The 12,602-nt window shown below is 70.3% G+C and carries 14 protein-coding genes and 1 pseudogene; 9 read left to right on the forward strand and 6 right to left on the reverse strand.

Annotation, left to right across the window (positions count from 1 at the left end; translation table 11 throughout):
- Positions 1-632 (reverse strand): annotated as a pseudogene (locus tag ACFVYN_RS05315) (Na+/galactose cotransporter); the annotation flags it as partial.
- Positions 633-743: 111 nt separating this feature from the next.
- On the opposite strand from ACFVYN_RS05315, the gene galT reads away from it, so the two are divergent.
- The 4 genes from galT to ACFVYN_RS05335 all read left to right on the forward strand — a co-directional run bounded on the left by galT (position 744) and on the right by ACFVYN_RS05335 (position 4,801).
- On the forward strand, positions 744-1,805 hold the full coding sequence (galT, locus tag ACFVYN_RS05320) for a galactose-1-phosphate uridylyltransferase (RefSeq protein ID WP_389992769.1): 1,062 nt from the start codon (positions 744-746) through the stop codon (positions 1,803-1,805).
- On the forward strand, positions 1,802-2,770 hold the full coding sequence (galE, locus tag ACFVYN_RS05325) for a UDP-glucose 4-epimerase GalE (protein ID WP_389992772.1): 969 nt from the start codon (positions 1,802-1,804) through the stop codon (positions 2,768-2,770). The genes galT and galE overlap by 4 nt, the downstream gene beginning before the upstream one ends.
- Positions 2,770-3,924 (forward strand): galactokinase, encoded by a 1,155-nt coding sequence (galK, locus tag ACFVYN_RS05330; protein ID WP_389992774.1) that lies wholly within the window; start codon positions 2,770-2,772, stop codon positions 3,922-3,924. The genes galE and galK overlap by 1 nt, the downstream gene beginning before the upstream one ends.
- Positions 3,925-4,012: 88 nt before the next feature.
- Positions 4,013-4,801 (forward strand): hypothetical protein, encoded by a 789-nt coding sequence (locus ACFVYN_RS05335; RefSeq protein WP_389992777.1) that lies wholly within the window; start codon positions 4,013-4,015, stop codon positions 4,799-4,801.
- On the opposite strand, the gene ACFVYN_RS05340 is transcribed toward ACFVYN_RS05335, so the two are convergent.
- Positions 4,791-5,249 (reverse strand): GNAT family N-acetyltransferase, encoded by a 459-nt coding sequence (locus ACFVYN_RS05340; RefSeq protein WP_389992779.1) that lies wholly within the window; start codon positions 5,247-5,249, stop codon positions 4,791-4,793. The two genes, ACFVYN_RS05335 and ACFVYN_RS05340, sit on opposite strands and share 11 nt — an antisense overlap.
- A gap of 273 nt (positions 5,250-5,522) precedes the next feature.
- On the opposite strand from ACFVYN_RS05340, the gene ACFVYN_RS05345 reads away from it, so the two are divergent.
- Complete coding sequence (locus tag ACFVYN_RS05345; protein WP_389992781.1) at positions 5,523-6,290, forward strand: LuxR C-terminal-related transcriptional regulator; 768 nt, start codon at positions 5,523-5,525, stop codon at positions 6,288-6,290.
- On the opposite strand, the gene ACFVYN_RS05350 is transcribed toward ACFVYN_RS05345, so the two are convergent.
- The gene (locus ACFVYN_RS05350) at positions 6,249-6,746 is read right to left on the reverse strand and encodes a MarR family winged helix-turn-helix transcriptional regulator (protein ID WP_389992784.1); all 498 of its coding nucleotides are present in this window, start codon (positions 6,744-6,746) and stop codon (positions 6,249-6,251) included. The two genes, ACFVYN_RS05345 and ACFVYN_RS05350, sit on opposite strands and share 42 nt — an antisense overlap.
- 89 nt (positions 6,747-6,835) lie before the next feature.
- On the opposite strand from ACFVYN_RS05350, the gene ACFVYN_RS05355 reads away from it, so the two are divergent.
- From ACFVYN_RS05355 to ACFVYN_RS05365, 3 genes are all read left to right on the forward strand, one after another.
- On the forward strand, positions 6,836-7,630 hold the full coding sequence (locus ACFVYN_RS05355; RefSeq protein WP_389992786.1) for a trans-aconitate 2-methyltransferase: 795 nt from the start codon (positions 6,836-6,838) through the stop codon (positions 7,628-7,630).
- Entirely contained in the window at positions 7,630-7,983 is a 354-nt protein-coding gene (locus ACFVYN_RS05360) for a VOC family protein (RefSeq protein WP_389992789.1), read from the forward strand. The genes ACFVYN_RS05355 and ACFVYN_RS05360 overlap by 1 nt, the downstream gene beginning before the upstream one ends.
- Before the next feature lie 64 nt (positions 7,984-8,047).
- Positions 8,048-8,221: a CsbD family protein gene (locus ACFVYN_RS05365; RefSeq protein ID WP_352388323.1), complete on the forward strand. Its 174-nt coding sequence runs from the start codon at positions 8,048-8,050 to the stop codon at positions 8,219-8,221.
- Between the two features lie 277 nt (positions 8,222-8,498).
- On the opposite strand, the gene ACFVYN_RS05370 is transcribed toward ACFVYN_RS05365, so the two are convergent.
- From ACFVYN_RS05370 to ACFVYN_RS05380, 3 genes are all read right to left on the reverse strand, one after another.
- Positions 8,499-8,759: a hypothetical protein gene (locus ACFVYN_RS05370; RefSeq protein ID WP_389992791.1), complete on the reverse strand. Its 261-nt coding sequence runs from the start codon at positions 8,757-8,759 to the stop codon at positions 8,499-8,501.
- 172 nt (positions 8,760-8,931) lie between these two features.
- Positions 8,932-9,612 (reverse strand): TetR family transcriptional regulator, encoded by a 681-nt coding sequence (locus tag ACFVYN_RS05375; protein ID WP_389992794.1) that lies wholly within the window; start codon positions 9,610-9,612, stop codon positions 8,932-8,934.
- A complete protein-coding gene (locus ACFVYN_RS05380) occupies positions 9,609-10,619 on the reverse strand; it encodes an acyl-CoA desaturase (RefSeq protein WP_389992797.1) in 1,011 nt (336 codons plus the stop codon). The genes ACFVYN_RS05375 and ACFVYN_RS05380 overlap by 4 nt, the downstream gene beginning before the upstream one ends.
- 325 nt (positions 10,620-10,944) lie before the next feature.
- Here ACFVYN_RS05380 and ACFVYN_RS05385 point away from each other — a divergent pair.
- On the forward strand, positions 10,945-12,602 hold a 1,658-nt coding region (locus ACFVYN_RS05385; protein WP_389992799.1), incomplete at its 3' end, for a phosphoenolpyruvate carboxylase.

The following is a 12,602-nucleotide window of genomic DNA, read 5'->3' on the forward strand; positions in this document are numbered from 1 at the left end:
GGGATCAGGGCCGCCAGGATCACGAAGAACTGGAGGACCTCGTTGTAGATCGCGGAGGACAGGCCGCCGAGGGTGATGTAGGCGAGGACGAAGGCGCCGGCGACGACGATGGCCACCCACTGCGGCCAGCCCAGCAGGGCCTCTACGACGATGGCGAGCGCGTAGAGGTTCACGCCCGCGATCAGGATCGCCGCGAAGGCGAACAGGGCCGAGCTGAGCAGGTGTGCCCACTTGTCGAAGCGCAGGAGGAGCATCTCGGGGACCGAGCGCACCTTGCTGCCGTAGTAGAAGGGCATCATCACCAGGCCGAGGAAGACCATGGCCGGGATGGCGCCGATCCAGTACCAGTGGACCGTGTAGGCGCCGTACTGCGCGCTGTTGGCGGCCATCCCCAGGATCTCCGTGGCGGCCAGGTTGGCGGAGATGAAGGCGAGACCCGTGATCCAGGCCGGCAGCGAGCGGCCGGAGAGGAAGAAGTCCAGGCTCGTCTTCACCGAGCGGCGGGCCGCGAAGCCGATGCCGAGGACCACGACGAAGTAGATACCGAGGATCGTGTAGTCGAGCCAGTTGGTGGGGAGCCTCAGCTCAGCCGCGAGATATGCGGTTTCTGCGCCTTTTGTGGGGTTTTGCATAGTCAGCAATTGAACACCTCGACTGATGCGCTTTGTTTGATTCCGATGTTGACTCAGGTGCGCGGTTATGGTTACTTGTGTTTAGTTATGTTTGAGTGAAGGAGTCCAGCGGTGAAGAAGACCTCGACCCGGCTGGCCGACGGTCGCGAGCTCATCTACTACGACCTGCGCGACGACACCGTCCGCGACGCCGTGGACCGGCGGCCGCTGGAGCGGACTGTCACCACGTCCGAGGTTCGTCGGGATCCGCTGCTCGGCGACTCCGTGGCCATCGCCTCGCACCGACAGGGGCGCACCTACCACCCGCCCGCCGACGAGTGCCCGCTGTGCCCCTCGCAGGGTGAGCGGCTGAGTGAGATCCCGGACTCGTCGTACGACGCCGTGGTCTTCGAGAACCGTTTCCCCTCGCTGGCCGGTGACTCGGGCCGCTGTGAGGTCGTCTGCTTCACCTCGGACCACAACGCGTCCTTCGCGGACCTCACGGAGGAGCAGGTACGGCTCGTCCTTGACGCATGGACCGACCGGACGTCGGAGCTGTCGCATCTGCCCTCCGTGGAGCAGGTCTTCTGTTTCGAGAACCGGGGTGCGGAGATCGGTGTGACCCTGGGTCACCCCCATGGCCAGATCTACGCCTACCCCTTCACCACCCCTCGCACCGCCCTGATGTTGCGTTCTCTCGCGGCTCACAAGGAGGCGACCGCAGGGCAGAACCTCTTCGACTCCGTCCTGGAGAGCGAGCTCGCCGGCGAGCGGGTCGTCCTGGAGGGTGAGCACTGGGTCGCCTTCGTGCCCTACGCGGCGCACTGGCCGTACGAGGTGCATCTTTATCCGAAGCGCCGGGTGCCGGATCTGCTCGGCCTCGACGAGGAGGCCCGCACAGAGTTCCCCAAGGTCTATCTGGAACTCTTGAGGCGCTTCGACCGGATCTTCGGAGAGAGTGAGCCTCCTACGCCGTACATCGCCGCCTGGCACCAGGCGCCTTTCGGTCAGCTGGAGGACTTCGAGGGCGTGAGCCGCGACGACTTCGCGCTGCATCTCGAGCTTTTCACCATCCGCCGTACGTCCGGCAAGCTGAAGTTCCTCGCGGGCTCCGAGTCGGGGATGAACGTCTTCATCAACGACATCAGTCCGGAAGCCGCGGCACAGCGACTGCGAGAGGTAGCGAGTTCATGAAGTACCTGGTGACAGGTGGCGCGGGGTATGTCGGCGGGGTCGTGGCCCAGCACCTGCTGGAGGCGGGGCACGAGGTCGTCGTCCTCGACAACCTCTCCACCGGCTTCCGCGAGGGCGTCCCCGCCGGGGCCGCCTTCGTCGAGGGCGACATCCGCGACGCCGCCAAGTGGCTCGACTCCTCCTTCGACGGCGTGCTCCACTTCGCCGCGTCCTCGCAGGTCGGCGAGTCGGTCGTGAAGCCCGAGAAGTACTGGGACAACAACGTCGGCGGCACCATGGCGCTGCTCGGCGCGATGCGCGAGGCCGGAGTCAGGAAGCTCGTCTTCTCCTCCACGGCCGCCACGTACGGGGAACCCGAGGAGGTGCCGATCGTCGAGTCCGCGCCGACCAGGCCGACCAACCCGTACGGCGCCTCCAAGCTCGCCGTCGACTTCATGATCACCAGCGAGGCGAACGCGCACGGCCTCGGTGCCGTGTCCCTGCGCTACTTCAACGTGGCCGGCGCCTACGGCAAGCAGGGCGAGCGGCACGACCCCGAGTCGCACCTCATCCCGCTGATCCTCCAGGTCGCCCAGGGCAAGCGGGAGGCGATCAACGTCTTCGGCGAGGACTACCCGACCCCGGACGGCACCTGTGTCCGCGACTACATCCACGTCGCCGACCTGGCCGAGGCCCACCTCCTCGCCATCGAGGCGGCCACCGCCGGCGAGCACCTCATCTGCAACCTCGGCAACGGCGAGGGCTTCTCCGTCCGCCAGGTCATCGAGACCGTGCGTCAGGTCACCGGCCACCCGATCCCCGAGGTCGTGGCCCCGCGCCGGGGCGGCGACCCGGCCACCCTGGTCGCCTCCGCCGCCACCGCCCGCGAGAAGCTGGGCTGGAACCCGTCCCGCACGGATCTCGCGGGGATCGTCGCGGACGCGTGGGAGTTCGCTCAGACCATCAGCGCAGCAAGGGAGCAGTAGTGGCGGCACAGCAGGTCCGGGACGGTTTCACCGAGCTGTACGGAACCGAGCCCGAGGGTGTCTGGTCGGCGCCTGGCCGCGTCAACCTCATCGGTGAGCACACCGACTACAACGACGGCTTCGTGATGCCCTTCGCGCTGCCGCACACCGCGGTCGCGGCCGTCTCCCGGCGCACGGACGGCGTCCTGCGCCTGCACTCCTCGGACATCGACGGCGGGGTCGTGGAGCTGCGCCTCGACGACCTCGCGCCGGAGAGCGACCGGAACTGGACCGCGTACCCGGCCGGTGTCGTGTGGGCGCTGCGCGAGGCCGGACATCCGGTCACCGGCGCGGACGTCCACCTCACCTCCACGGTCCCCGCGGGCGCGGGCCTGTCCTCCTCGGCGGCCCTGGAGGTCGTCGTCGCGCTCGCCCTGAACGACCTCTACGACCTCGGCCTCCAGCGCTGGCAGCTGGCCCGGCTGTGCCAGCGCGCCGAGAACGTCTACGTCGGCGCCCCCACCGGGATCATGGACCAGACCGCGTCCGCCTGCTGCGAGGCCGGCCACGCCCTGTTCCTCGACACCCGGGACCTCTCCCAGAAGCAGATCCCCTTCGACCTCGCCGCCGAGGGCATGGTCCTGCTCGTCGTCGACACCCGCGTCAAGCACTCCCACAGCGAGGGCGAGTACGGCAAGCGCCGCGCGGGCTGCGAGCGGGGCGCGGCACTGCTGGGCGTGGACGCGCTGCGGGACATCCCCTACGGCGAGCTCGACGCGGCCCTCGCGAGGCTCGGCGACGACGAGGAGGCCGTACGCCTGGTCCGCCACGTCGTCACCGAGGACGAGCGGGTCGAGAAGACCATCGCCCTGCTGGAGTCGGGCGACACCCGCGCGATCGGACCCGTGCTGATCGCCGGCCACGCCTCGCTGCGCGACGACTTCCGGATCTCCTGCCCGGAGCTGGACCTGGTCGTCGACACCGCCCTCGCCTCGGGCGCCCTGGGCGCGCGGATGACCGGCGGCGGCTTCGGCGGCTCGGCGATCGTGCTGGCGGAGGCGGCCGACGTGGAGACGATCACCAAGGCGGTCCAAGATGCCTTCGCCGGGGCGGAGTTCACCGCTCCGCGGGTGTTCGAGGCGGTGCCCTCGGCCGGAGCGCGGCGGCTTGTCTGAGGCCGGCTGACCGCTGTTTTGCCCGGCTTGATCCGAACTTGGGGAAAGCCGGGCCTCTCCCTGACATACGCCCCAGTAACGTCGGAGCGTGAGTCGAGGGCACCTTCGCATCCTGTCGGCGATCGGCATCGGCTGCTACGCGCTCGCCGCGATCGTCGGCTTCTTCCTCCTGGCGGACCACTACGGCCTCGGGGTCCTGGTGCCCCTGTGGGTCGCGCACGGTGTGCTCCTCGCCGTGCTGCTGACGAAGCTGTGCGCGGACGGGACGGGCCTGTCCGCGGCCCTGCTGGTGGTGGGAGCTTCCCTGGTGGCCGTGTACATCGCCGACCTGGCCCGCGACGACCTCACCCTGGAGCGGCGGGGCGAACGGATCACCGCCACCGTCGTACGGGACTGGCCCGACCCCGACCAGGGGCGGCAGGCGGACACCTACGACTACGCCCTCGCCCGCCGCGACGGCACCAGGCTCCCGGGCCCAGCCCTCCGGGCCGGCTCCCACAGCTTCGCCGTCGGGCAGACCGTCACCGTGCTCGCGGACCCCGAGGGTGTCCTGCGTCCCCGGATGCCGGGCGACGCGGACGCGACCGGTGACGTGCTCGGCGTGGGGGCGCTCGCGCTGATCGCGCTCGGCGTCGTCGCGGCCACCGCCCGCCGGGGCGCGGTCGTCGCCCGCCGGCGGGAGGAGCGGGCCAGGGTGCAGGAGCAGGAACACACGCTCCGGGAGGCGCTGCGCACGGCCTCGGCCGACGACCACGGGGTCATCGAGGTCCACCCCGCGCACTACCCCGACGTCTCCCACCGCCGCGCGGCCGGTATCGCCGGGCAGCTGGGTCTGCAGCCGGCGGACGAGCCGGGCTCCTGGCGCTTCAGACGGTGAGCCGCTTGGTCAGCGTGTACTCCGTGACCCCCGGCGGATAGTCCGGGATCACACACACCACCTCGTAGCCCTGCTTCTTGTAGAACTCCGGCGCCTGGAAGTCCCAGGTCTCCAGGCGTACGGCGGTGCAGCCCCGGCCGCGCCGGGCCATGCGCTCCGCCCGCGAGAGCAACTGCGAACCCAGGCCCGCCCCGCGGTGCCGTCCGTCCACCCACAGGTAGGTCACGTGCAGCCAGCTCGTCCAGGTGTGGCCGACCAGTCCGCCCGCGAGGTCGCCGGAGTCGTCCAACGCCCAGACCTGGAGCGGGAGTTCCCGCTCACCTGGGGTTCCGCGCAGGGCGCGCAGCACCGGGGAGGCGGCCGTGTTGGTGTCCCGCAGCCGTTTGCGGAGCAGATCGTGCCGGGCCTTGTCGACTTCTGTCTCCAGACGAAACATGCGGCTCACCATAAACGCCCCGGACAGCCAGTTCTGCAAATAACCTTCCGCTCCCGCCCCCCGGCCGTACCCTGATGAACAGCACCGGTGGGGGCCGGTGCTGATCAGGGGGCGAGACAGTCGGGTACGGCGCCCGAAGTGGGGGTAGCAGTTCTTGCGCGGCGGCGGCCGTGCGGCCATCGTGCTTCGGGCGTCGTGCCCGCGGCGGTGTCGTCTCCCGAGTCGTCCTCAGACGAAGACGATGGGGTATCCCCTGCTCTTCGAGAGCTTGGGGAAGGGGGTTTCGTGGTTCGCATCCGAGTCCTGGTCGTCGACGACCATCGCATCTTCGCCGAGTCGCTCGCCGCCGCGCTGGCGGCCGAGCCCGACGTGGAGGTCTCCGCGGCCGGCAGCGGTCCCGCCGCGCTGCGCGCTCTGGAGCGCGCGGCCGCCGAGGGCCGCCGTTTCGACGTGCTGCTCGTCGACGCCGATCTGGGCGGCAACGTCCAGGGCATCAGGCCCGCCGTGTCCGTTCAGGACGGCAACGAAGACGGGCTGGTGGACGGCATATCACTGGTCGCCGGGGTCCGTACGGGGCAGCCGGCGGTCCGTATCGTCGTGCTCGCCGAGAAGGACGACCCGCGGCGGGCGGCGCTCGCCCTGCAGGCCGGCGCCTCGGGCTGGGTGGCCAAGGACTGCTCGCTGTCCCGGCTGCTCACCGTCATCCGGGGGGTGCTGCGCGACGAGACGCATCTGCCGCCCGCCCTGCTCACCGGCGTGCTGCGGGAGCTCACCGCGGCCCGCAAGCACCGCACCGAGAGCGAGCGGCTGGTGGAGTCCCTCACCCCGCGCGAGCGGGAGGTGCTGCGCTGCATGGTGGCCGGTCTCGGCCGCAAGGCGGTCGCGGAGAGACTGTTCCTGTCCCCGCACACCGTGCGCACCCACATGCAGAACGTCCTCGGCAAGCTGGGCGTCCACTCCACCCTGGCCGCCGTCGCCCTGGCGCGGCGCGCGGGCGTGGGGCCGGTCGACCTAGCCGGGGATGTTGTCGAACGGGGCGGTCAACTGGCGTAGCAGCCCGGCCAGTTCCCCGCGCTGGGCGCGGGAGAGCTCGGCGAGGATCGCGCGCTCCTGTTCCAGCAGACCGGCGAGGGCCTGGTCCGCGCGCTCCTGGCCGTCCTCCGTGAGCCGGACCAGCACCCCGCGCCGGTCGCTCGGGTCGGGCAGCCGCTCCACCAGGCCCTTCTTGGCGAGCCGGTCGATGCGGTTGGTCATGGTGCCCGAGGTGACCAGGGTCTGCGTCAGCAGCTGCCCCGGCGAGAGCTGATACGGCGTCCCCGCGCGCCGGAGCGCGGTCAGCACGTCGAACTCCCAGGGCTCCAGGCTGTGCTCCGCGAAGGCAAGGCGGCGTGCCCGGTCCAGGTGCCGGGCCAGTCTGCTCACCCGGCTGAGCACCTCGAGCGGTTCCACGTCGAGGTCAGGGCGCTCCCGGCGCCACGCAGCGACCAGCCGATCGACCTCGTCCTCCATGACGATCAGTGTAGTGGTTGTGTCGATGTGAAGTCTCTTGATGTAAAGCATCTTGACATCAAGATAAAAACCGGGGAACCCTGGATCCCATGACGACTTGGGACCCCGCCCAGTACCTCCGCCACGCGGACCACCGCGCCCGCCCCTTCACCGACCTCCTCGCCCGCATCCCGGAACCGCCGGGGGACGCGCCCCTGATCGCCGACCTGGGCTGCGGCCCCGGCAACGTGACGGCGCTGCTCGCCGCACGCTGGCCCACGGCCCGGATCACCGGCTACGACAATTCCGTGGAGATGCTCGACAAGGCGCAGGTCGAGTACGCGGGCCCCACGTCCGGCGGCGGGCACCTCGACTTCGCCCACGCGGACGTGCGCACCTGGACGCCCTCACAGCCGTACGACCTCGTCGTCAGCAACGCCACGCTCCAGTGGGTGCCGGGGCACGTCTCGCGCTTCCCGGACTGGATCGCGGGCCTCGCCCCCGGCGGCACCTTCGCCTTCCAGGTGCCCGGCAACTTCGACTCCCCGAGCCACCGGCTGATGCGCGACCTCGCCGGGGCGATGGGCCTCGCGGAGACACTGCGCCACGAGGACGCCGTCCTCGCGCCCCAGGACTACCTGGCGGCGCTGGCCGACCTGGGCTGCGAGGTGGACGCGTGGGAGACGACGTACGTGCACCTGCTGCAAGGGGAGGATCCGGTCCTGGACTGGGTGAAGGGCACCGGCCTGCGCCCGCTCCTGACCGCCCTCGCCGACGACCCGGCGGCGCGGGAGAGCTTCCTGGACGAGTACCGGTCGGCCCTGCGCGAGGCGTATCCGGCGGGGCCGCACGGCACACCGTTCCCGTTCCGCCGTATCTTCGCGGTCGCCCGCAGGGAGGGCTGATGCTCGCGGCCGTGGACCACGTGCAGCTCGCCGCGCCGCCCGGTTCGGAGGACCTGCTGCGCGCCTACTACGTCGACGTCCTCGGCATGACCGAGATCCCCAAGCCGCCGGTGCTCGCGGCCCGGGGCGGGTGCTGGTTCCGGGCGGGGGCCGTGGAGCTGCACCTGGGGATCGAGAAGGACTTCCGGCCGGCGCGAAAGGCCCACCCGGGGCTCCAGGTCACGGACATCTCGGCGTACGCCGCCCGGCTGGAGGCGCACGGCGTGACGGTCCGCTGGGACCGCGGACTGCCGGGACGCCGGCGCTTCTACTCGTACGACCCCGTCGGGAACCGGCTGGAGTTCGTGGTTTGACCGGGCCGGTCGGGGTCACCCGCAGTGATGACAACGGACTCTGCTAGCGCTGGGAGTGAGTACGGTGGCGGAAGACCAGAAGGCCAAGGCCAAGAAGGAACAGGTCAAGGGCAAGGCCAAGGAGGCCGTGGGCCGTGCGGTCGGCAACGAGCGCATGGAGGCCGAGGGTCGCGCGGGGCAGTCCAAGGGCGACGCGCGCCAGGCCAAGGAAAAGGCCAAGGACACCTTCAAGCACTGACACCCACGCGAACGCAGCGGCCCGTGCACCCCTGGGTGCACGGGCCGTCGTCGTACGCGCCGTGATGGGTCAGCGCCACTCGGCCGGGATGTGCTTCTGGGCTCATTGCCGCAGCACGGGCAGATGGCGCCCTCATCGGGCCAGCCGCTCTCCCGGAACGGTTCCGGATCGTCGTCGTGCCCGCAGACCCGGCAGACGGTTTCCCACTCCGGGCCGGGCGGCTTCGGTAGTCCCTGTTCAGAGGGCATGGAGCCGATCTCTTTCGCGCCGGGAGCGCTCAACGCCACTCGGCCGGGATGGCGGACAGTTGCTCCAGGGCGTCCCAGCCCGTAGGGCGGTTCTTCGGTACGTCCCAGGGGGCGCCCTGGGCCACCCAGTAGCCCCGGGTCTCGCGGACCTTGGACAGATGGTCGTCGCCGAGGCCCGACTCGATGCCGCAGCAGTCGCAGATCACGTACTGCGGCACGCCGTGCTGGTCCCACAGGACCTCGCCGTCGTCCCGGCCGCAGACGCGGCAGGTGGTCTCCGGCTGCTTCATCTACCTGGTCTCCGTTCCCACGTCCGGGTTCCCGGAGCCAGTCTTCCAGCGTCCGCCGGTAGCCGTTCGGGGGCTCCCTCGCGCCCGGTGTGCGGAAACGCGGTCACCGTAGGGCGCGGGGTCGTGGGGCGGCCACGGCCACGCGGCGGAATCGCGCTGCGGCCCGCCCGGGTCAGCTCTTGCGGCGGCCTATCAGGCGCGGCTTCGCCTCCAGGCCGTCCAGGCCGTGCCAGGCCAGGTTCACCAGGTGTGCCGCCACCTCCGCCTTCTTCGGGCGGCGCACGTCCAGCCACCACTGGCCGGTCAGGGCGACCATGCCGACCAGGGCCTGGGCGTACAGCGGGGCCAGTTTGGGATCGAAGCCGCGCCTCTTGAACTCGCGGCCCAGGATGTCCTCGACCTGGGTGGCGATGTCCGAGATGAGCGAGGCGAAGGAACCCGTGGACTGCGGGATCGGGGAGTCACGGACCAGGATGCGGAACCCGTCCGAGTACTCCTCGATGTAGTCCAGCAGCGCAAAGGTCGCCTGTTCGCACAGCTCACGCGGGTGACCTGCGGTCAGGGAACTCGTCACCATGTCCAGCAGGCGCCGCATCTCACGGTCCACGACCACCGCGTACAGGCCCTCCTTGCCGCCGAAGTGCTCGTACACCACCGGTTTGGAGACGCCCGCCTTCGCCGCGATCTCCTCCACCGACGTGGCCTCGAAGCCTTTCGTCGCGAAAAGGGTGCGGCCGATCTCCAGAAGCTGGGCGCGGCGCTCGGCCCCCGTCATCCGGGTCCGGCGCACGCGCCGCGGCTTCGCTTCGTCGCTCGATGTACTGCTGGAGTCGGTCGCCACGGCGTCCATCATGCCGCCTCGGCGGCCTCCTTCTTGTGCCCGGAGCCGTCCCCGTCCGTGATCCGGCGCGAATCGATACGCGAGCGTGACGGCCAGCGCACGTCGTACGCCCAGCCCAGCATCTCGAACCAGCGGATGATCCGCGCCGAGGAGTCCACCTGCCCCCGCATCACCCCGTGCCGCGCCGAGGTCGGGTCGGCATGGTGCAGGTTGTGCCAGGACTCACCGCAGGACAGCACGGCCAGCCACCACACGTTGCCCGAGCGGTCCCGCGACTTGAAGGGCCGCTTGCCGACCGCGTGACAGATCGAGTTGATCGACCAGGTCACGTGGTGCAGGAGGCAGACGCGGACCAGGGAGCCCCAGAAGAACCCGGTGAACGCGCCCCACCAGGACATCGTCACCAGACCGCCGATCACGGCGGGCAGGGCCAGCGAGAGCATCGCCCAGAAGATGAACTGGCGTGAGATCGCCCGGATCGCCGGGTCCTTGACCAGGTCCGGCGCGTACTTCTCCTGCGGGGTCTGTTCCTCGTCGAACATCCAGGCGATGTGGGCCCACCACAGGCCCTTGATCAGTGCCGGGACCGTCTCCCCGAACCGCCACGGCGAGTGGGGGTCGCCCTCGGCGTCGGAGAACTTGTGGTGCTTGCGGTGGTCGGCCACCCACCGCACCAGGGGCCCCTCGACCGCCAGCGACCCCATGATCGCCAGCGCGATCCTCAGCGGCCGTTTGGCCTTGAAGGAGCCGTGCGTGAAGTAGCGGTGGAAGCCGATCGTGATGCCGTGGCAGCCGAGGTAGTAGAAGAAGACCAGAAGGCCCAGGTCGAGCCAGCTCACCCCCCAGCCCCAGGCCAGCGGCACCGCCGCGAGCAGGGCGAGGAACGGGACGGTGATGAAGAGAACCAGCGTGATCTGTTCGAGCGAGCGTTTCTGCTCGCCGCCCAGCGTCGCGGAGAGCGGGGTCGAGCCGTCGGGCGTCTTCGGGGCGTCTGCGATCACATCGGAGCGCGTGGTCATGGGTGTCCCCTGTGGGGTTTCGAGGGTTTTTCGAGGGTTGAGGACAGGTGCGGGGCAGCGGGAATCCGTCCCGGGGGCCGTGACGACGGTCCCTACGGTTCCGTAACCTACGGCGTCGTAAGTATGGCAGTGCGGCGTCCGACGGCAAGAGCCCGAGAGTCCGCGCGTCCGCATGGACACCTATCCTTGGAGTCGGTCGGACAGCGCGGTCCGCTCTGATTTCTTCCCGGATGGCCCGGCCGTATGCGGCGGTTGCCGCACGACCGCCGACCGCACTCCGGGTTCCCCTGCCGGACGAGCTTCAACACTGCAAGGAGCCGCACCTGTGAGCAGTGCCGACGACCTGACCACGAGCGCCACGTCGACCAGTACCGAGCTGCGCGCCGACATCCGCCGGCTGGGCGACCTCCTGGGCGAGACCCTCGTCCGCCAGGAGGGCCCCGAGCTGCTGGAACTCGTCGAGAAGGTGCGCCGCCTCACCCGTGAGGACGGCGAGGCCGCCGCCGAGCTGCTGCGTGGCATCGAACTGGAGACCGCCGCCAAGCTGGTGCGCGCCTTCTCCACCTACTTCCACCTGGCCAACGTCACCGAGCAGGTGCACCGCGGCCGCGAACTGCGGGCCAGACGCGCCGCCGAGGGCGGACTCCTCGCCCGTACGGCCGACCGCCTCAAGGACGCCGACCCCGAGCACCTGCGCCAGACCGTCGCCAACCTCAACGTCCGCCCGGTCTTCACCGCCCACCCGACCGAGGCCGCCCGCCGCTCGGTGCTGAACAAGCTCCGCCGGATCGCCGCGCTCCTGGAAACACCCGTCATAGAGGCGGACCGGCGCCGCTACGACACCCGCCTGGCCGAGAACATCGACCTCGTCTGGCAGACCGACGAGCTGCGGGTGGTGCGCCCCGAGCCCGCCGACGAGGCCCGCAACGCCATCTACTACCTCGACGAGCTGCACGCCGGCGCCGTCGGCGACGTCCTGGAGGACCTGACGGCCGAGCTGGAGCGCGTCGGTGTCAGGATCCCCGACGCGACCCGCCCCCTGACCTTCGGCACCTGGATCGGCGGCGACCGCGACGGCAACCCCAACGTCACGCCCCAGGTCACCTGGGACGTCCTGATCCTCCAGCACGAGCACGGCATCAACGACGCCCTGGACCTCATCGACGAGCTGCGCGGCTTCCTGTCGAACTCCATCCGCTACACCGGCGCCACGGAGGAGCTCCTGGAGTCCCTCAAGGCCGACCTGGAGCGCCTGCCGGAGATCAGCCCCCGCTACAAGCGCCTCAACGCCGAGGAGCCGTACCGCCTCAAGGCCACCTGCATCCGGCAGAAGCTGGAGAACACCAAGACCCGGCTGGCCAAGGGCATCCCGCACGAGGACGGCCGCGACTACCTCGGCACCGGCGAACTGCTGCACGACCTGACCCTGATCCAGACCTCGCTCAGGGAACACCGCGGCGGCCTCTTCGCCGACGGCCGGATGGACCGCACCATCCGCACCCTGGCCGCCTTCGGCCTCCAGCTCGCCACCATGGACGTCCGCGAGCACGCCGACGCCCACCACCACGCCCTCGGCCAGCTCTTCGACCGGCTCGGCGAGGAGTCCTGGCGGTATGTGGACATGCCCCGCGAGTACCGGGCCAAGCTGCTCGCGAAGGAGCTGCGCTCGCGCAGGCCCCTCGCGCCCACCCCGGCTCCGGTCGACGCGGCCGGCGAGAAGACCCTCGGGGTCTTCCAGACCGTGAAGCGGGCCCTGGAGGTCTTCGGGCCCGAGGTCATCGAGTCGTACATCATCTCCATGTGCCAGGGCGCCGACGATGTCTTCGCGGCGGCCGTGCTGGCCCGCGAGGCCGGCCTGCTCGACCTGCACGCCGGCTGGGCGAAGATCGGCATCGTGCCGCTCCTGGAGACCACCGACGAGCTCAAGGCCGCCGACACCATCCTGGAGGACATGCTCTCCGACCCGTCGTACCGCAGGCTCGT

Origin of the sequence: Streptomyces sp. NPDC058307, from assembly GCF_042880295.1 — a bacterium.
Lineage (GTDB): Bacteria > Actinomycetota > Actinomycetes > Streptomycetales > Streptomycetaceae > Streptomyces.